The organism is Schinkia azotoformans, assembly GCF_035811335.1.
GTDB lineage: Bacteria > Bacillota > Bacilli > Bacillales > Bacillaceae_J > Schinkia > Schinkia azotoformans.
The window spans coordinates 22,802-40,860 of record NZ_JARSMD010000055.1; the positions used below are offsets into that span (position 1 = coordinate 22,802).

The 18,059-nt window shown below is 35.8% G+C and carries 14 protein-coding genes and 4 pseudogenes; 11 read left to right on the forward strand and 7 right to left on the reverse strand.

Going from position 1 to position 18,059, the window contains the following annotated elements; all coding sequences use genetic code 11:
- Positions 1-52 precede the first annotated feature (52 nt).
- Both P9E47_RS22500 and P9E47_RS22505 read left to right on the forward strand, forming a co-directional pair.
- Positions 53-1,006 carry an aromatic acid exporter family protein gene (locus P9E47_RS22500; RefSeq protein WP_003333057.1) on the forward strand — a complete coding sequence of 318 codons (954 nt, stop codon included), beginning with the start codon at positions 53-55 and terminating at the stop codon, positions 1,004-1,006.
- Between the two features lie 53 nt (positions 1,007-1,059).
- On the forward strand, positions 1,060-1,602 hold the full coding sequence (locus tag P9E47_RS22505) for a L,D-transpeptidase (protein ID WP_326165076.1): 543 nt from the start codon (positions 1,060-1,062) through the stop codon (positions 1,600-1,602).
- A 36-nt stretch (positions 1,603-1,638) separates the two neighbouring features.
- On the opposite strand, the gene prli42 is transcribed toward P9E47_RS22505, so the two are convergent.
- Complete coding sequence (gene prli42 / locus P9E47_RS22510; RefSeq protein ID WP_157382181.1) at positions 1,639-1,731, reverse strand: stressosome-associated protein Prli42; 93 nt, start codon at positions 1,729-1,731, stop codon at positions 1,639-1,641.
- Between the two features lie 199 nt (positions 1,732-1,930).
- On the opposite strand from prli42, the gene mce reads away from it, so the two are divergent.
- The 4 genes from mce (at position 1,931) to P9E47_RS22530 (ending at position 6,118) form a co-directional block, all read left to right on the forward strand.
- A complete protein-coding gene (gene mce / locus P9E47_RS22515; RefSeq protein ID WP_003333055.1) occupies positions 1,931-2,347 on the forward strand; it encodes a methylmalonyl-CoA epimerase in 417 nt (138 codons plus the stop codon).
- A 2-nt stretch (positions 2,348-2,349) separates the two neighbouring features.
- Positions 2,350-3,897, forward strand: a complete 1,548-nt coding sequence (locus P9E47_RS22520) for an acyl-CoA carboxylase subunit beta (RefSeq protein WP_003333054.1) — start codon at positions 2,350-2,352, stop codon at positions 3,895-3,897.
- A 663-nt stretch (positions 3,898-4,560) separates the two neighbouring features.
- Entirely contained in the window at positions 4,561-5,028 is a 468-nt protein-coding gene (locus tag P9E47_RS22525) for a transposase family protein (RefSeq protein WP_326165078.1), read from the forward strand.
- A complete protein-coding gene (locus P9E47_RS22530; protein WP_326165081.1) occupies positions 4,994-6,118 on the forward strand; it encodes a transposase in 1,125 nt (374 codons plus the stop codon). Before P9E47_RS22525 ends, P9E47_RS22530 begins: the two co-directional genes overlap by 35 nt.
- 21 nt (positions 6,119-6,139) lie before the next feature.
- Here P9E47_RS22530 and P9E47_RS22535 read toward each other — a convergent pair whose 3' ends face one another.
- Entirely contained in the window at positions 6,140-6,718 is a 579-nt protein-coding gene (locus P9E47_RS22535; RefSeq protein ID WP_326165099.1) for a transposase, read from the reverse strand.
- A 102-nt stretch (positions 6,719-6,820) separates the two neighbouring features.
- Here P9E47_RS22535 and P9E47_RS22540 point away from each other — a divergent pair.
- Positions 6,821-7,003, forward strand: a pseudogene (locus tag P9E47_RS22540) (hypothetical protein); the annotation flags it as partial.
- A 108-nt stretch (positions 7,004-7,111) separates the two neighbouring features.
- Here the strand turns inward: P9E47_RS22540 and P9E47_RS22545 are convergent.
- The 3 genes from P9E47_RS22545 to P9E47_RS22555 form a co-directional block, all read right to left on the reverse strand.
- Positions 7,112-7,984, reverse strand: coding sequence for a DNA adenine methylase (locus tag P9E47_RS22545; RefSeq protein WP_326165084.1), 873 nt, complete (start codon positions 7,982-7,984; stop codon positions 7,112-7,114).
- Positions 7,985-8,012: 28 nt separating this feature from the next.
- The gene (locus P9E47_RS22550; protein WP_326165087.1) at positions 8,013-9,764 is read right to left on the reverse strand and encodes a hypothetical protein; all 1,752 of its coding nucleotides are present in this window, start codon (positions 9,762-9,764) and stop codon (positions 8,013-8,015) included.
- A gap of 1,104 nt (positions 9,765-10,868) precedes the next feature.
- The gene (locus P9E47_RS22555) at positions 10,869-11,864 is read right to left on the reverse strand and encodes an IS110 family RNA-guided transposase (RefSeq protein WP_326165101.1); all 996 of its coding nucleotides are present in this window, start codon (positions 11,862-11,864) and stop codon (positions 10,869-10,871) included.
- A 377-nt stretch (positions 11,865-12,241) separates the two neighbouring features.
- Between P9E47_RS22555 and P9E47_RS22560 the strand changes: the two genes are divergently transcribed.
- On the forward strand, positions 12,242-12,907 hold the full coding sequence (locus P9E47_RS22560) for a YkgJ family cysteine cluster protein (RefSeq protein ID WP_326165090.1): 666 nt from the start codon (positions 12,242-12,244) through the stop codon (positions 12,905-12,907).
- 387 nt (positions 12,908-13,294) lie between these two features.
- On the opposite strand, the pseudogene P9E47_RS22565 reads toward P9E47_RS22560, so the two are convergent.
- Positions 13,295-13,642, reverse strand: a pseudogene (locus P9E47_RS22565) (transposase); the annotation flags it as partial.
- Between the two features lie 70 nt (positions 13,643-13,712).
- Between P9E47_RS22565 and P9E47_RS22570 the strand changes: the two are divergent.
- Positions 13,713-15,319 (forward strand): annotated as a pseudogene (locus P9E47_RS22570) (IS3 family transposase).
- Between the two features lie 115 nt (positions 15,320-15,434).
- Here the strand turns inward: P9E47_RS22570 and P9E47_RS22575 are convergent.
- Positions 15,435-16,283, reverse strand: a pseudogene (locus P9E47_RS22575) (IS256 family transposase); the annotation flags it as partial.
- Positions 16,284-16,713: 430 nt separating this feature from the next.
- Here P9E47_RS22575 and P9E47_RS22580 point away from each other — a divergent pair.
- Together P9E47_RS22580 and P9E47_RS22585 are read left to right on the forward strand one after the other, a co-directional pair.
- The gene (locus P9E47_RS22580; RefSeq protein WP_326165095.1) at positions 16,714-17,655 is read left to right on the forward strand and encodes an Rpn family recombination-promoting nuclease/putative transposase; all 942 of its coding nucleotides are present in this window, start codon (positions 16,714-16,716) and stop codon (positions 17,653-17,655) included.
- 74 nt (positions 17,656-17,729) lie between these two features.
- Entirely contained in the window at positions 17,730-17,993 is a 264-nt protein-coding gene (locus P9E47_RS22585) for a hypothetical protein (protein WP_326165097.1), read from the forward strand.
- Positions 17,994-18,059: the final 66 nt, after the last annotated feature.

The following is an 18,059-nucleotide window of genomic DNA, read 5'->3' on the forward strand; positions in this document are numbered from 1 at the left end:
CTTTTTCGTTTATAATGGAATGGGCTTAACTAATAGTAAAAGGAGAACCTTTATGTTTAAAATTGGTTCCAGAACGTTAAAAACAGCAATTGGTGTCGTCATTGCGGTTTCTATTGCTAAATTTTTAGGATTACATAACTACGCCTCGGCTGGAATATTGACGATGCTATGTATTCAAACAACGAAAAAAAAGTCGGTTAAAACAGCCTGGGCGAGATTTGTTGCGGCTCTGATCGGTATCGGATTTTCCTTTGTATTTTTTGAAGGAATTGGCTATTATCCTATCGTCATTGGATTATTATTATTACTCTTTATCCCAACCACAGTCCGTTTAAATGTGAAAGAAGGTATCGTAACAAGTTCCGTTATTATTCTTCAGTTTTATATGCTTAAAGAAATGACTTGGGGAACGATTGCGAACGGTATTATAACTATCATTATTGGTATCGGTGTTGCGTTAATTATGAACCTCTATATGCCCAGTAATGAAGATAAACTCCTTCAACTTCAAAAACAATTGGAAGGGAAATATAAGAAAATCCTTAAGGAAATATCGATTTATTTAAAAGAAGGAGACCACCTTTGGGATGGGAAAGAAATTACGGAATCCTATAAAATAATTGAAGAGGCTAAAGCTTATGCTGTCATACATATTGAGAACCGCTTCCTTGGATATGATGATGCCTACTTCAATTATTTTAAAATGAGGGAAAAGCAATTCGAAGTAATTGAAAGAATGCTGCCGCTTGTCACATCATTAAAAATCTCAATGGTTCATTCAAAAATGATAGCTGATTTAATTGACGAAATAGCAGATGCTGTGTCTTCGAACAATACGGCCATTGTTTTTTTAGCGAAATTAGAAGACCTGCAAAGAACGTTTAGAGATATGGAGCTGCCCAAAACACGTGAGGAATTTGAAATTCGTGCTTCACTACTAAACTTTTTATGGGAGCTTGAAAAATATTTAAATATTAAAAGATATTATCGGGACAGCGATGTATGAAAACAATCGTGAGGCAGAAACTATACTCAAAAACAGTTTGAGGATGAAATCCTATGCTTTCAAATTTGCTTGTTTTTATTTTACTACTATCTCCATTATGGCCGATAGGTGAAAATCCAATTGTTGGCGATCCTTTTCTAATCGTTAATAAAAAAATAAATGAATTAGCCTATATCAACGAAGGTCAAATCCAAAAAATTTATAAAATAGCAACTGGAAAAGAAGATGATCTTACACCAGTAGGGAAATTTACGGTAACAGTTAAAGCTGTGAATCCGTATTATCGAAAGAAAGATATTCCGGGTGGTGCAAAAGAAAATCCACTTGGAACAAGATGGATTGGTTTTGACGCGGAAAATACAGATGGGAGAACATACGGGGTTCACGGTAATAATAATCCCGATTCGATAGGTCGCTATATCACGCAAGGCTGTATTCGACTGTACAATGAAGAGGTGGAGGAGCTATTCACTCATATACCGATAGGGACCCAAATTGTAATTGTATCGTCTGATTTAACTTTTAAGAAACTTGGGCAGGAGTACGGGGCTATTCCAAGGGAACACCCTCACGACTTAAAATATTTTCTACAATGAAGGGCTGCCACCTTTTAGGTGCAGCCCTTTTCGTTATTAAAATAAAAAACTAATTCCAGCGAATAGAGTTGTTAATAACATAGTAAACAGCATTAAATAAACCATTAGCTTCATCATTTTACGATTCATTAAAAAGCCCCCTATATCCGTATAAGCAATTATAAAATTATTGTACCCTTTATCTATAGTTTGGGACAAGGGGAAATCCGTTGTCGAATTAGATAAAAAATTGTAAATTCTTAATTTTTTTAGCAGGAATTAAGAGGGCAAAACTCGAAATTATTAAGGTGCGACAATGGCCGTAAAAAAATAAGGAGGAGAAGAAGAAGTGGCTAAAAAAATAGACCATATAGGGATTGCAGTTAAATCATTGGAAGCATCTTTACCACTTTACACAGAACATCTAAAACTAAAACTATTAGGTATTGAAGAGGTTGAATCTGAAGGTGTAAAAGTTGCATTTTTAAAGGTCGGGGAATCAAAAATAGAACTTTTAGAGCCTTTAAATAATGAAAGCCCGATTGCCAAGTTTATTGAGAAAAAGGGAGAAGGTATTCATCATATCGCACTAGGGGTAGATGATATAAAAAATAGAGTGAAAGAAATTAAAGAAAAAGGCTTAAGAATGATCAATGATGAGCCCAAATCTGGTGCTGGTGGCGCACAAATTGCCTTTATGCATCCAAAGTCCACTGGTGGAGTATTATATGAATTATGTGAGAAGCCGCAAAAGGAGGAGCAATAAACGTGGATATTTATGAAAAAATTAATGAATTATATGACCGCCGTCGCGAGGTAGAAATGGGTGGCGGGGATGACCGCATTGAGAAACAGCATGAGAAAGGGAAACTAACGGCCAGAGAGCGCATCGAACTTTTATTAGATAAAGGTACCTTTGTTGAAACAGATCCATTTATTGACCACCGTTGCGTAGACTTCGGGATGGCTGATCAAAAAGGTCCTGGCGAGGGTGTTGTAACTGGTTACGGAAAGGTAAATGGAAGACTTGTATTCGTGTTTTCACAGGATTTCACTGTGTTTGGTGGAGCCTTAGGTGAAATGCATGCAAAGAAAATTTCTAAAATTATGGACCTTGCCGTTCAAAATGGGGCGCCGATCATTGGACTAAATGATTCAGGTGGTGCGAGAATTCAAGAAGGTGTTCTATCATTGGATGGGTATGGTCACATCTTCTATCGAAACTCCATTTATTCAGGTGTTGTACCGCAAATTTCCGTAATTATGGGACCTTGTGCCGGTGGTGCGGTGTACTCTCCGGCTATTACAGATTTTGTATTCATGGTTGATAAAACGAGTCAAATGTTTATCACTGGGCCTAAGGTAATTGAAACAGTTACTGGTGAGCAAATTTCAGCTGAAGACCTTGGCGGTGCTAAAGTTCATAATACTATTAGTGGTAATGCTCATTTTCACGCTGAAAGTGAGGAGCAAGTGTTAAATGATGTACGACGCTTGTTGAGCTATTTACCACAAAGTAATGAAGAAAAACCACCGATCACAGAATACAAAAATGAAGAAGACTATCGTCCTGATTTAACGGAAGCGATCCCGTTTGATGCTGTTCGCCCGTATGATGTAAGGGTGGTAATTGATCAAGTCGTTGATAAAGATTCATTTATGGAAATTCAGGCTGGCTTTGCTAAAAACGTTGTAATCGGTTTAGCACGAATAAAAGGTGAGGTTGTCGGATTAATATGTAATCAGCCAAAGGTCATGGCCGGTGGCTTAGATATCGATTCTTCCGATAAAGCAGCCCGTTTTATTCGATTCTGTGATTCCTTCAATATTCCGATCATTACGTTTGAGGATGTAACAGGCTTCTTCCCGGGAATTAAGCAGGAACATGGTGGTATCATTCGTCATGGTGCGAAAATTCTTTATGCATACTCAGAAGCGACAGTGCCTAAGCTTACAGTCATTTTACGTAAAGCCTATGGTGGTGCCTATGTGGCCTTAAACAGTAAATCGATTGGTGCAGATATCGTCTATGCATGGCCGAATGCTGAAATCGCCGTTATGGGACCCCAAGGGGCAGCGAACATTATCTTTGCCCGGGAAATTAATGAAAGTGAAGATCCAGAAGCAAAACGCCAAGAAAAAATCAATGAATACCGCGATAAATTCGCAAATCCTTATGTAGCAGCATCCCGCGGTATGGTTGACGATGTAATCGATCCGCGTGAAACAAGAATTAAACTGATCCAAGCGCTTGAAATGCTTCGTAATAAAAAGGATACAAGACCTAAGAAAAAACACGGAAATATTCCGCTTTAGAATTATATTTTAAAACAGCATTGATTTTAGGACACTTGAAAAAGGCAGATGAGTGGATGGCTGAACTGCATCCTGTCTTTTGATAATACTGTCAGAATTTAATGGTAGGAATAAAAGGTGAAATATCTTAATGTATTGTAAGCTGCTTTATATATCTGAGGATGCAGAGTATTTTACTGATTTGAAAATTTATTGTTTTAAATTTCAACCATCTATATCAGCTACTACTTATGATAAAATTCGTTGGAAAGAATTTTATAAATTATCATTAAATTTAAATATAGCTGCAATAAAATAAAAGCCACTAAGTGTGGCTTTTATTATTATGGACTTCAGTCTGTTGAGCCTGAATAAGGCGAAACATAAAACCACCCGCTATGCGGGTGGGCAACAAATTGTTATACAAAAATACTCACTTTCAGTTCTATAATAGAGATTGTTCAAGCCTCTAAAATAAGGAAAGGAAAGTGAGTACCATTGGCTAATAAAGCAAATCGGTATCCTTTTTTCTTGTTAATGATTAACTTATATTTTCGACGAAGTAATTTGGTCATCTTACGATAACCATATGTTTATTGCAAAATAAAAGTGGTTCTTACGTTGAATTGGTGAAGGACAGAGACTATATTAGACTGATATAATAAAAAAAAGGAGTGATTTAGAATGCTCTCCATTCCTTGGCCTTCACCCGATTCTAATTTGGAATTATTGCAGGTAACCTTCACTAATGATTCTTTTCTCATAGTAGTAAAAAGTTCCCACACTTCTGCATTTTGTCCAGTGTGTTTAAAGCCAAGTTCTCGTAAGCATAGCCAATATTCTCGTAAAGTTCAGGACCTTCCCATTTGTAATAAGGCAGTTGAACTAATAATCCTTACAAGGAGGTGGTTTTGTGACCAGCCAGATTGTACTGTCAAGGTATTCACAGAGCGATATGATTGGATCTCTCCTAAAGGGCGCCGTACTAAAAGAACAGATGAGTTATTGCGTAAGATAGCTTTTTCAACCAGTTGTTTATCCGCTGAAAAAGTGGCTAAATCTGCCCATATACCTGTTAGTCATGATACCCTATTAAATCTAGTTCGGCATACACATATTGAACCGAAAGTATCTCCCTTTTGTAGGCATTGATGACTTTGCCTTTTGCAAGGGTCATACCTACGGCACGCTTATTTGTGATCTTCAATCCAAGTTTCCTTTGGCTATTTTATCAGATCGATTACCCGAAACTATTACTAATTGGTTGTTACAGTACCCGTATATTGAAGTAGTTAGTAGGGATGGATTTACAAGTTTTCGCCAAGGGATATCTAACGCAAATACTCAAATCACTCAGATTTATGATCGTTGGCATTTCATCAGGAATGCCAAAAAGCAATTAGACTCTTTTCTATCAACCCTCGTACCAGCTACTATTACTTGGAGTGATTCTGATCCATCTGTTGTCGAAATTCCACTTACCTGTGCTGAACAGCTAACGAAGAACCGCCAAAATAAAAAGTGGGAACTCATTCGAGAGATACAACAGGCTTATAAAAATGGTAAAAATATTTCAAGACTTTCAAGAGAATATAAATTAGATAGAAGGACCATCAGTAAGTATATAACGATGAATGAACCGCCTGTAACTTACCGTAAACGAAATAGACCATCTGATTCATACAGAGAGCAGATTCTTAATCTTGAACAAGAAGGAAACACATTAAAGGAAATCTATCAGACTATTAAGAAACAAGGATATATGGGAACCTATTCGGCGGTCCGTACTATTGTTGAAAGAGCCCGTAAAGAACGTAAATACGGGATACTAAGCAAGCCACAAATGCATGTTTCTAGAAAAAAGCTAGGAGCATGGATTTGGAAATTAAAAATAGAATTAAACAAAGACGAAACAAACTTACTAAATCAGTGTTTTGAACTCTACCCTTCTGTTAAATCACTATATACCACGATTCAAACATATCGTGTTGCTATCGAGATGAAGGATTTAGAAACATTTGCAAGTTGGCTTCGGGAACAATTATCAAGCAAGAAAAATCCCTTTTATAATTATGCTTTTAGACTACGAAGCGATATTCAAGCCGTAAAAAATTCATTTTTATCCCCATATAGCAATGGTTTACTTGAAGGGCAAATAAATAGATTAAAAACAATAAAACGGATGACCTATGGTAGAGCTGGATTAAAAATATTAGAAAAGCGAGTGCTATACAGGCTATAAAATATTATTCCTAAAAAACTTTTAAAAAATTGAAACTACACTAGGAGTCAATTCATCAAAATTGCGTAAGAACCACTTTTTGCTTGCAAAAAACAAACCATAGTTATAAGCATCGCCGGCTATCTCTTCAAGTATGAATTTTTTAATCTGTTCATCAGATGCTTTTTGACCGTCCTCTTTATATGAATAACCTGGTGCTGGACGTCCCTCACTAACTTTTTTCTCTTTCACCCGGTAGTTCTTCTGGTAATAATAGGTGGAACGAGAAATGCCTACAATCTTTAGCACCTTAGTAATGGGGTAGCCTTTTTGGATCCATTTTTCAGCTACTTCAAGTTTTTCAGCAAGTGAGGTTTTTTTTATTAGATCACGTAATATTGCAATTTCAAGGTCTTTTTCACCTAGTAATTTTTTTAGTTGGTCATTTTCCTTGGATAGCTCTTTTGCATCAAGGTCCGGAAGGACCGTTACATCTCTGTCGCCAAATTTGCCGTCTTTATATTCACGAACCCAACGGCTTACCATGTTAGGGTTTAGCTCGTATCGACGTGCAACCAGGGTTTTATTGCCCGTCTGCTCAACCTCTTTAACAACTTGTATTTTGAATGTTTAATTCTCTTCATGATGTCAGTCTCCTTGGTACATTAAGCAGTATAGTATAAATTACTCTTACTGTCCAAGTTCATTTAGGGGCTGAAAAGCTATGTAAGCACAGTAGGTCTAAACGAAGCCACAATAAAAAAATACATTCAAGATCAAGAAAAACATGATATCGCATTAGATAAATTAAGTGTAAAAGAATATACAGACCCTTTCAAAGGGGAGCCATGTAATAGAAACAGCCCTTTAGGGGTGGCAAAAGTGGCAAAGGCAATAGAGGTTTGAATTCATATGAAAGCCAGCGCCTTTAGACGCTGGTCGATAGTAAAGGCTTATAGCCTTAGTGTAAACCACCCTTTGGAAGAGTGGTTATGATTATATTTTTGTGTGAATTTAGCTTATCGTTACTAGAGGATTATATAACTTTAAATAAAGTGAAGGGTCATCAATTTGTAAATTGTTAGAATAAAACATGTATTCAATTCCTTTCTTGGAACTACCTGCCGTGTAGTTTAAATAATACTCTATATAATTCAACTTATGGTACATGTTTTTTATTTCAATAGCGTTATCATAAGTAACTATCCATTTTCGATTTCGTAGTTCCTTTTGTATTATTTCAGACAATTCTTTGTGATCTTCATTTTTATAAAAGTTTGTATATAAACTTGGTCCTTTCTTGAAATAAGGAGGATCAAAAAAGGTAAATGAGTTTCTTGTTTTTTTGATCACATTATTAATAAATACTAAAGCATCTAAGTTATAAACTTCTATTTTGCTAGATAAATTTGAAATTGCTCGTATTTTATTAATTATCGACTCTTTAGGAAAACGACAATCGATAGAATAATTACCATTTTGTTTTATTCCACCAATTGCTCCACCTTTAATAATACCTGAACGATTAGTCCGATTTAAAAACAGTGTAGAAAAACCAAGCTCTAAAAGTGGTACATTTTCTTTATTTTTTTGTAATTCCTTTTGCTTGTACCATTCTTCAATAGTAATTTCAGTATCATTAATTAAGCCAATTAATTGATTTGGATGATTAACGATAGAATACCAAAGAGCATAAATAGATTTATCAAAATCATTAATAATAATTTTTTTTACTACTCCGTCTAAGAGGAGGTTTAATGCAACAGCTGATCCTCCTGCAAATGGCTCTATATAGGTGGTACAATTGTTAATCATAACTAATTGTCTTATATATTTATATGTTTTATTTTTTCCACCTGGGTATCTTAACGGTGAAGGATTACTCATTAAAAATCAACTCCTGACCTATTAATAATTATACAATACTATGGTCAGAAACTTTATTTAAAAGTTTATCTAGAGTGTTAATGATTATCGAGATTTTTTTCCAGGCTTCTAGTATTTCGTTTTTTTCTGGGACATCCGTTGACGAGTGAATATGATAGTTTATTATCTTCATTGCTGAAGTATTATTGTTTTTTGAAAAAGTAACTTCAATTAATTCGTATGTCTCAGCATAATCCTTGATTATGTCCTTTAAATGACCCTTAATGTGAGTATAAATTAGTTCCTGCAATTCCTTACCTTTTCTTTTATTTCTGGCATTGGCAATCCCTTTCATTTTTAATTCGTGGTCAATAGGTAGTGATGCAAACGTATCGATATACTCATTTACGTATGATTCTAGTAAGCTTCGTATGAGATACATTGATGATATTGGGAAATCTTTATAATCTATATCAGAAATCTCTTTTTTTGTTTTGTTAATCCTTGGATTAGATTTATAATGATAACTTAGCTTATAAGCGCTCGATAATTTACTATATGAAGCAGGATCTCTAGGTCTATAGCCATTTCCTCTATTTTCACCATTATCTTTTTCTTTTCCACTGTCAGTATCGGAACCAGTGTTTGTTTCGGTGTTATCATCATGTTCAGAGCCATCATTTGAAGAAGGTCCATTATCTGGAAAATCAGTGCTTTTGTCATTAGGAATATCATTTTCTTCTGTTCCCTGACCTGATTCTGAAGAATAATCTTGATCAGAATTGTCGTTATCACCTGAAGGTTTCTCTGATTCAATATGATCAGGTTGTAAATCATTTGGATTTTCTTTTTCGATATCATCACTCTTAAAAAGGTTAATCAGATTTGAAATCTCAATTGCTCTTGCATTATCTTTATTAGGATATATGAAAAACTTCCTAATTTGCGTCTGAGTGTTCAAATTTCGACTATTAATAAGGCTGCTTTTGCCATCTTCACCCCAGTATAAATAACTTATTTTAACCAATATTTCTTTTAATAATTCGACTTTTTTCTTGCTGAGTTTTGCAAGATCTATATTATATGTACCGTTAGTAAAATCAATTTTTAACTCACTTATTACAAATCCAAAAATTCTATTTACTATAAAGTCGGTATCTAATTCAGTCTCAATTTCTAGGTTTGAGATTAAAGAATCTGGAAAAAAGTTATTGTAATTATCAAGGATAAATCGTAAAAAATTATACTTTTTTAATGATGTTGCAATTGAAGCAGTTGATTCTCCAGTAAAATCCTTAAGATCTGCTAACTTTTTTCCTTGTGTATATAAATTTTTATAGAAAAACATTTTTGAAATCTGTGACCATTTTTTGATTCCATCAATATGCCTTTTTGTTAAAGCAAAAATAGCATCGTCCCTACTGGTTACAACATCAACTTCTATTGAAGAAATATTTTTTAAGCACAAATCATTAATTTTTGGTATTTGTTTTATACGTGTTTTTGAGACACCCTGAGGTATTTCAGAAGGCTTTAATAATAAATGCATTGCAGACGTTCTCCTGTTGCCTTCTAAAACTTTATATTTATTGTTTTCCTCTAAAACTAATAGTCTTTCTCCAGGTACTAAACCTCCATATTCATTTATTTCTTTTGCTAATTGGATTACACCTTCATAATTAATTAAATACTCCATTATTTTTTCTTGAGAGAGATTCTTACTATTATTTGTTACAAATCTTGGATTCTGCTCATCAAGAACCAAATCTAAAGGACTTATGAATATTGTTGTATACGCCATTAATTTCCATCTCCCGAAATAATCTATTATTCACTTCAAATAATGCAATTGCATTCCAATTTCCCCACTCTTCTTCCATATTACAACAATTTACTTATGAAATCTTTCTCAATTAAAATTATTACCAAAAAAATAGAAAAAAATTGATGAATAAATAGAAAAATAGTATATGTCATTAGGATAAACACCTGCTAAATTTATATTATAAGAAATTGATTAAAGGGGCACGAGGCCAGTAGGCCCAGTCTTTTCAATTACTTTTTATTTTGCATATTATTTAAATTTGTTTACTCCACTCCTAGTTATCATAATATCATTGTGATGATAGCTGATACCCGAAATATATCAAAGACATGCGGTGGCGGAATAGGTAGACGCTTAGAAAGTTTTCATGTGCTTTTGACAGTATGGTAAGGTTAACTTTACTTTTGCCCATTAAAATATCGGAAATGGCTCGAGGCGCAACTGAATGAGATCTTAACCATGTAAGGTACAAATCCTTGCCCGTATAATTTTATATTCCGAAAAAGCGTTTATTCAACCGAATAGGCACTTTTTTTAATTGTTAAATTTTTATTACGAGAGTTTAAAAGTCTGCTAGAAACGATTCTGAGAAGATTAAGGTTATGTTTATATCATTCCCTGGGTACGTGTCGGAAAACACGCAAAGACGTTGCGGAAACAACGTCACATATTCTATTTGTTTAATTCAAACGGAATTCAAAACTTCGACAGTGTATGAGTTCGACTTGTATGCACGGAAGGAATAGGTGTCGGTATTTGTCGAACGATTATTGTAGGGAAATGTTTCCTTTTGCCGAAAGTTTAGAAGGTGAAGGGAGTTGCTAGCGTGAAAAAAACATGGCCAGAAGGAAAAAAGGGCGCACTTAACTAAGGTCTTTAAAGATCTTAAAAAAATTTTTAGTTAGACCACAGAAATATCAGTTTCTTTTATTAAGCCAAGGGAAATCAGAAATTTTGCTGCTTGCTTAATAGCTTTCTTTTTTTGCTTGTCCATCATTTCCTGTGGCATATCAATTTTATACAAATCGCTTGGATTCCATACTTCCCCAGTAACAAACATATTGTAAATGGCGGTGAGTATCATCCTTGCAATCGCAATAATGGCTCTTTTTTTCCTCTTCTTTTATAAAGGTGTTCGTACTTGATTTTGTAGTAAGGAGATTTATCCGATTTCACGGCTGCATGGGCAACTTGTACCAATGCAGGTTTGAGGTAGACACCGGCACGTGTAATCCGGACAGATTTCTTCTTACCGGCAGATTCATTATTGCCAGGCGTTAGGCCTGCCCAACAACATAATCGCTTAGAGCGGAAAAATGGAGACATATCTATACCAATCTCGGAGATAATGGTGATGGCAGATGTTCTGTTAATCCCTGGAATGGTACAAAGAAGACTAATAGCACTCTCATAAGGTTTGGCCAACTCATCTAGTTTTTCATCTATTTTGGCAATGGCATCCGTTACGAAGTCAAGGTAGGAACGAACCATTGTCATTCGCTCTTTTTGCGGCTCGGTCATTTGATACCCTTCAATAGATTCAATCACGGAATCTGCTTTTTTCTTCAATTTTCCATGGAGTAAAGAGGAACAGTATTCTGGATCAAAGGTATCAGTGGAAATCAGATAGTCCGTGACGGAACTGGCAGATTTGCCAAACATGTCAGATACGACAGCGTCAAGGGCTACATTACAGACGGTGAAAGCATTTTGAAAACGGTTCTTTTCACTGCTTCTAGTAGAAACCAGCTTATAACGATAGCGAGTGTATTCACGGAGAATACGAATGGGTTTATCAGGTATATAACTTCCTGGGACTAAACCAAGACGGAAAAGGTCACCAATCCATTTGGAATCTTTTGTGTCATCCTTATTTCCTTTTACAGCCTTCACCCATTTGGGATTGGCAATGGTGATACGGATGGTATCTTCCAAAAGGTTATAGACAGGGACCCAGTACTTTCCTGTTGATTCCATGCATACATCAAAGCAATTGTTGTCAATGAGCCATTGCTTGAATTGAAGGATTGAGTTGTTAAAAGTGGAGAATCTTTTTTTGGAATAGTGGGGAGTAATCCCCTATGAAGTAATGAGTGTGGCAACGAGAAAAGTCTTATGCACATCGACGCCACAACAAATAGGATAAACAACTTTCATGGCACATCCTCCTTTCTAATGTAAGGAGAAAGACATTGACTGAATCATCACACATTTAACGAAGGGTTAAAAACAATGATTAGCGTGCGGTCTATAGAACCACTTATTTGTGCTTGAAAGATGATTCTTACACTGGTTAATATACTGTTTTAAACTGAGAAGTAGTCTACGACTCACTCCATCGTGCTTTGTAGTATATCTTCTCCTTAATTTAATCATAGCAAAAAGTGGTGTTTCCGAACATCATTTTCATTACTATTTGTGCCGCCAGCGATAGCGGCGGAATGGGGGTTAATATGAAACCAGAAGAAAAAATCATTAATCAACTAAAACTCTGTAAAGAATTTAGAAATGAACCTTTACCTAATGATTTAAATAAGCCACAAAAGTTTATTAATTGGTATAAAAAAGAAATAGAATGGGTTAGTGAACAGATATTTAAAGTTGAGGAAGCAATCGAAACGTATTCAACATGCAAAAAAGGTTGTAATGCGTGTTGTTATTTACCAATAATAATATCGGATATTGAGGCTAAAGCAATTAGTTATTACGTAAAAAACAATATAAAGAACAGACGTTTAATAAAAGAACAAGTTAGTAGGGCTTGTGAAAAAATAGAAAAACTAGACAATACTTTAATTCACAATTTAAATAATAGATTTTGGAAATATGATAATGAGCAAGAAATCAAATATCGTAATCAATATTTTAATGCAAAAATACCTTGTCCAATGCTAGATGAAGAAGGAGGGTGTAGTATTTATCCGATACGGCCTTCCGTTTGTTGGGCACATAAGGCCTATGGTGATCCTGAAGAATGTAAAGTAAGTACAGAAGTTAGTCACGCAATCCATTTTTCGAGTTATGAAGGTATGATTACAAAGAGAATGTTTGCTATTGTAAAAAGTAGAAATAATGTAAGTCTATCACTACTGCCTTTAAAGCTTAAAGAAAATTTGTAAGAATCCTTTTTGAATGCCTATAAAATAGTTCAATAGTTGTAAGGGGATGGAGCGGTGAGCGAAGTTACTGAAGTTGTTCAAGGACAAATGAATGCATTAGGAATTAAATATCTTAATGTAGGGAAATGTAAGGTCTGCGGAAAAAGTTGTGTAAGTAAAATCTGACAATCTTCGCAAGGCAAGAAATAATAGGTATAGAAAATATATCGTCTGCCAATAATAAAGTTGGCTTTTACCATAAAACAGGATAGGGCAATGCGGAAGTGCAACCCGAGCGGTTCTATGGTTTTTACACTAAAACGGACGGACTTATACTGTCCGTTTTTTTATCCGTTTTAGGGAAAACAAAAGCGATAAACTTCAGGGGTTTGGGGACAGAGTCCCCAATTATGATGTTTGATTCATAATCTCAAGCTGACTCAAGATCATATCCCAATTCCGATAACGCATTGTCCATTTTTTCGTAATGTTTTGAGAGGCCAAGAAAAGCATTTTTCTTAAGCTATCATCATTAGGAAAAATTGACTTTGTTTTTGTTACTTTTCTAAATTGACGATGCAACCCTTCAATTATATTCGTAGTATATATTATTCTCCTAATTTCTTGCGGATATGCAAAGAAGGTAGCTAAAATATCCCAATTTTCTTCCCATGACCTAACCGCAGACGGATACTCTTTACCCCATTTTTCTTTAAATTCTATAAGTCTTTCCATGGACATTTCTTCGTTGATAGCCCCCTCTGTTAGGATAGATGTCGTATAGAACTTTAGTGTTATACTATAGTAAACACGGAGGTTGATCGACATGACGGAGAAACTAGGAAAACGATATCCCAAGGAACTAAAAGAATCTATTATAAAAAGAATGATGTCGCCAAATAACGAGGCCATCAGCCAAATAAGCGAAGAAGTTGGCATAACTGAAGCAACATTATATAAGTGGAGGAAAGAAGCTCGTGCTGCTGGGAATGCAACACCCGGAGATGGACAAGGGTCGGAGCAATGGAGCAGTGAGGACAAATTCCTTATCGTAATGGAAACGTACGCAATGAATCAAGCCGATTTAGCAGAGTATTGCCGAAAGAAAGGCCTGTATAGAGAACAAATTGAAGCATGGCGTGATAGCTGCTTGAACGCTAATGGTCGGGAAACTAACCAAACAAAGCAGTTGAATCAAGAATTGAAGGAAGAGAAAAAACGAGCAAAAACATTAGAAAAAGATTTACGTAAAAAGGAGAAGGTATTGGCGGAAGCCGCAGCCTTATTACTATTAAGAAAAAAGGCCCAAGCGATCTGGGGGGACCAAGAGGACGAATGATCAGCCCGTCAGATCGCGCACTAGCAGTAGAACTCATCCAAGAAGCTAACAAAAACGGTGCGCGATTAGCCTTAGCGTGCAAAGAATTGAACATTAGTGTACGCACGTATGAACGGTGGGTTTCAGAAGGTGGAATTAAGGAAGATCAGCGTCCTATCGCTTCACGTCCAGAGCCTAAAAATAAACTAACGAAAGAGGAAAAACAAGAGATTCTAGAAGTCGTTAAAAAGGAGGAATTCGCTGATTTACCGCCAACTCAAATTGTGCCAAAATTAGCGGACCAATGTATCTATATTGCCTCTGAATCTAGTTTTTATCGTGTGCTTCGGGAACAAAATATGCAGAACCATCGAGGAAGAAGCAAGAGACCCGAACGAAGATTACCAGAAAGCCACTTAGCAACAGCTCCTAATCAGGTTTGGACTTGGGACATTACATGGCTAAAAGGGCCGGTGAAAGGGATGTTTTACCGTCTCTATTTAATTATCGATATTTTTAGTAGAAAGATAGTTGGTTGGGAGATTTGGGAAACAGAAGAAGCAAAATACGCCGAAGAATTAATGAAGAGGACCGTTATTAGCGAGAAAATTCAGGGGAAACCACTTGTGTTACATTCCGACAATGGTCGTCCAATGAAAGCCGCAACATTTCAGGTATTACTTGAAAAATTAGGGATCCAAAGCTCCTATTCTAGACCACGAGTAAGTAATGATAATCCTTATTCTGAAGCCATGTTTCGGACCCTAAAATATAGACCGGAATACCCGTACAAAGGATTTGAAACACTTGTGGTTGCACGAGAGTGGGCATTAAAATTTGTGAATTGGTATAACTGTATCCATTTACACAGTGGCATAAACTTTGTAACACCAGAACAATGCCACACAGAGGCTCATATCGAGATATTGAAGAAGCGAAAAGAAGTTTATGAATTAGCGAAACAAAAGCACCCAGAACGTTGGTCACGCTCAATAAGAGACAGGAGTGCTCACGATTCAGTGGCTTTAAATCCTGTGAAAGAAAAAGTGGCACAAAATAGCACTAATGAGACCAGCTCAAACTACCTTTTCCCTTCTCATAAAAGAACAGAATGAATTCTGTTTCTTTATGAGAAGGCCACCAAGCAAAGCGCGGTAGTAACTCTTTAAAATTAATACAATAGTAAACAGGTAAAATGCGACAACTATCTTGACAAACACCGATAGAAGTATAGATTAGTTTTAAATCAGCAACAAATTCTTTTATGTGTTTATAAGAAACATATTTGGTGCTAGAACGGATCTGGTGAATGATGCATCGCTGTATTCCGGCAAAAGGATACACAGCTTGAATAGCCTCTTTAAACCCTGTAAGTCCATCTGCACAGAACAGATTAACTGTTTTTACCCCTCTGGTTTTCAAATCGTTTAACACACCAAGCCAAAACTTACTGCTTTCATTTCCGCCCACCCAGATGCCTAATATTTCTTTATATCCTTCATTGTTAATTCCCAAAACAACATAGGCTGCCTTCGAAACTATTTGGTGATTATCTCGAATTTTATAATGAATGGCATCCATAAAAACAAAAGGATAATAGGCTTCAAGCGGACGGCTTTGCCACTCATTGACTTGTGGCATGATTTTTTCGCTAATCTTACTAACTAGCTCCGAAGAAATCTCAATATTATAGAGGTCCTTGACTTGTTCCTGGATATCTCTAGTGGACATACCATGAGCGTAAAGTGAAAGTATTTTTTCTTCCAATCCATCTACATTTCTTTGATATTTATTCAAAATTTGTGGCTCATACGAGCCTTTTCTGTCTCGAGGAACATTTACTTCAACTTCACCAAATTGTGTTTTTAATTTCCGCTTCGTTGAGCCATTTCGATAATTGCCCGGTTCATCGCTCCGGCGCTGGTGTTTTTCATACCCTAGCTGCTCATCAATTTCACATTGGAGTACTTCTTCTAGGATATCAGAAAACATCTCTTTGATCGTTTCCATGATTTGATCAGTACTTGTGAATTTTTGTTTCTTTACCATTCCTTTGATTAATTCTTTCGGTAGTTTCATGTCAAAAAATCCTCCTTAGCAAAAATTATTTATCCTAATTCTTGCCAAGGAGGATTGATTTTAGACTTATTTACACAACTTTTTCCGCACTGTCCAAGCCATGCTACTAAACCGCTTACCAACATAATCCACCTTATCCTCTAAATATTGTTCAACTAACTCCCAAACTACTTTTTTCTTGCCATACATTACAGCACCTTTCTTAAATAATTTTTCTATCACTTATAAATGCAGATTTAATAAGTACGATGCTCGGACCATTGCAAACGGCTATGCCTATTTTGAATGTTATGATTACCGCTTAATTCTCTGCATAGGTAATTTTTTATGTTAATAGTTAATCCGCAACATTGTTTTGTTTTTATGGATCTCAAAATGAAAATTCATTTACCAAATGGTATAATAATGAAAAAGGATGGTGATCTGAGATATGGAACGTCTACTCAAACGCATCCCCTTACATAACTTAATGGACCTCAAGATTGATTTTGCTTTTAAGGGGCTATTTGGAAATGAAAAGAATAAGCATATTACAATCATTTTTCTGAACGCTATTCTCAAGCGTAAAGAGGAAGATTGCATTATAGATATCAGCTTTGAGAATACAGAGTTTGTCGGGGAACATCCTAATGATAAAAAGTCTCGATTAGATATTTTGGCAAAAACGAACAAACAGGAAAGAGTGAACATTGAGATTCAGTTTTCGAATCAATATGATATGGTCAAACGTTCACTGTTTTATTGGGCTGGGTTGTACAGAGACCCGCTCATGTCAGGTGGGAGCTACATTGAACTGAAACCGGTGATCACGATAAACATTTTGAATTTCGTGTTATTTAATGAAGAAACAGATAAATTTCATACGACATTTCATTTATATGAAGATGAAGAAAAATTCCCACTCACCAGTGTGCTTGAGATGCATTTTATCGAAATGCCGAAACTACTCCAAGATTGGAAACAAAAAAGGCTGAATCCACGGGATGACGTATTGGCTAGATGGCTGTTGCTACTAGGAATTGTTGATCGGAAAAATAAGAAAGTTTATGAGGATATCTATAAAGAATTGGAGGAAATTGCAATGAGTGATTCCACCCTTAAAGAAGCGTTCAAAGATTGGGAGCATCTAAGTGCAGATAAAAATAAATGGTTGGAGTACGAAACAAGGTTGAAGGAAGTGTTAGATGCTTACTCTGCCCAACACGAGGCTGAGTTAAGGGCAAAGCGTGAAAGGGAAGAAGGCAGAGCCGAAGGACTTGCAGAAGGAAAGAAGGCAATCGCCCGTAACATGCTTAAAGAGGGATTTACGTTCGAACAAATTGAAAAGGTGACTGGATTAGCAATAGAGGAAATTAAGCAGTTAATGAATTAACTAAATCTTTATATTCAAAAGTTTGTATAAAATATCCCGCTTTAACAAATGAAGATGACACGAGGTGGGAAGAAATGGCGGAACAAGAGCCAATTCTAAAAAAGGCGGTGGATATTTTGAGAGCAGCAAGCTTAGATCCAGAAACAAGAATGCAATACGAGGCACGGGAGAAGGCATTAAAGGATATCGTATCAATTCGTGGTGATGGAATTGAAGAAGGAAAGATTGAAATGGCACGTAATTTACTAAAAGAAGGTGTGGAAATTCAGATTATTATGCGCACTTCTGGATTATCCAGAGAGGAAATAGAAAAGTTAGCAAAGGAACTAAATAACTAATGGGAATTTGAAAAAGCGATGTGCGGAATGTGTACATCGTTTTTAATTATGGACTTTAGTCAGTTG

Coding starts and splice junctions, on each gene's coding strand:
- P9E47_RS22550 (WP_326165087.1), bottom strand. CDS start 9,764: ATGGCGTATACAACAATATTCATAAGTCCTTTAGATTTGGTTCTTGAT.
- prli42 (WP_157382181.1), bottom strand. CDS start 1,731: ATGAATCGTAAAATGATGAAGCTAATGGTTTATTTAATGCTGTTTACT.
- P9E47_RS22580 (WP_326165095.1), top strand. CDS start 16,714: ATGGAACGTCTACTCAAACGCATCCCCTTACATAACTTAATGGACCTC.
- P9E47_RS22505 (WP_326165076.1), top strand. CDS start 1,060: ATGCTTTCAAATTTGCTTGTTTTTATTTTACTACTATCTCCATTATGG.
- P9E47_RS22525 (WP_326165078.1), top strand. CDS start 4,561: ATGCTCTCCATTCCTTGGCCTTCACCCGATTCTAATTTGGAATTATTG.
- P9E47_RS22500 (WP_003333057.1), top strand. CDS start 53: ATGTTTAAAATTGGTTCCAGAACGTTAAAAACAGCAATTGGTGTCGTC.
- P9E47_RS22560 (WP_326165090.1), top strand. CDS start 12,242: ATGAAACCAGAAGAAAAAATCATTAATCAACTAAAACTCTGTAAAGAA.
- P9E47_RS22545 (WP_326165084.1), bottom strand. CDS start 7,984: ATGAGTAATCCTTCACCGTTAAGATACCCAGGTGGAAAAAATAAAACA.
- P9E47_RS22585 (WP_326165097.1), top strand. CDS start 17,730: ATGGCGGAACAAGAGCCAATTCTAAAAAAGGCGGTGGATATTTTGAGA.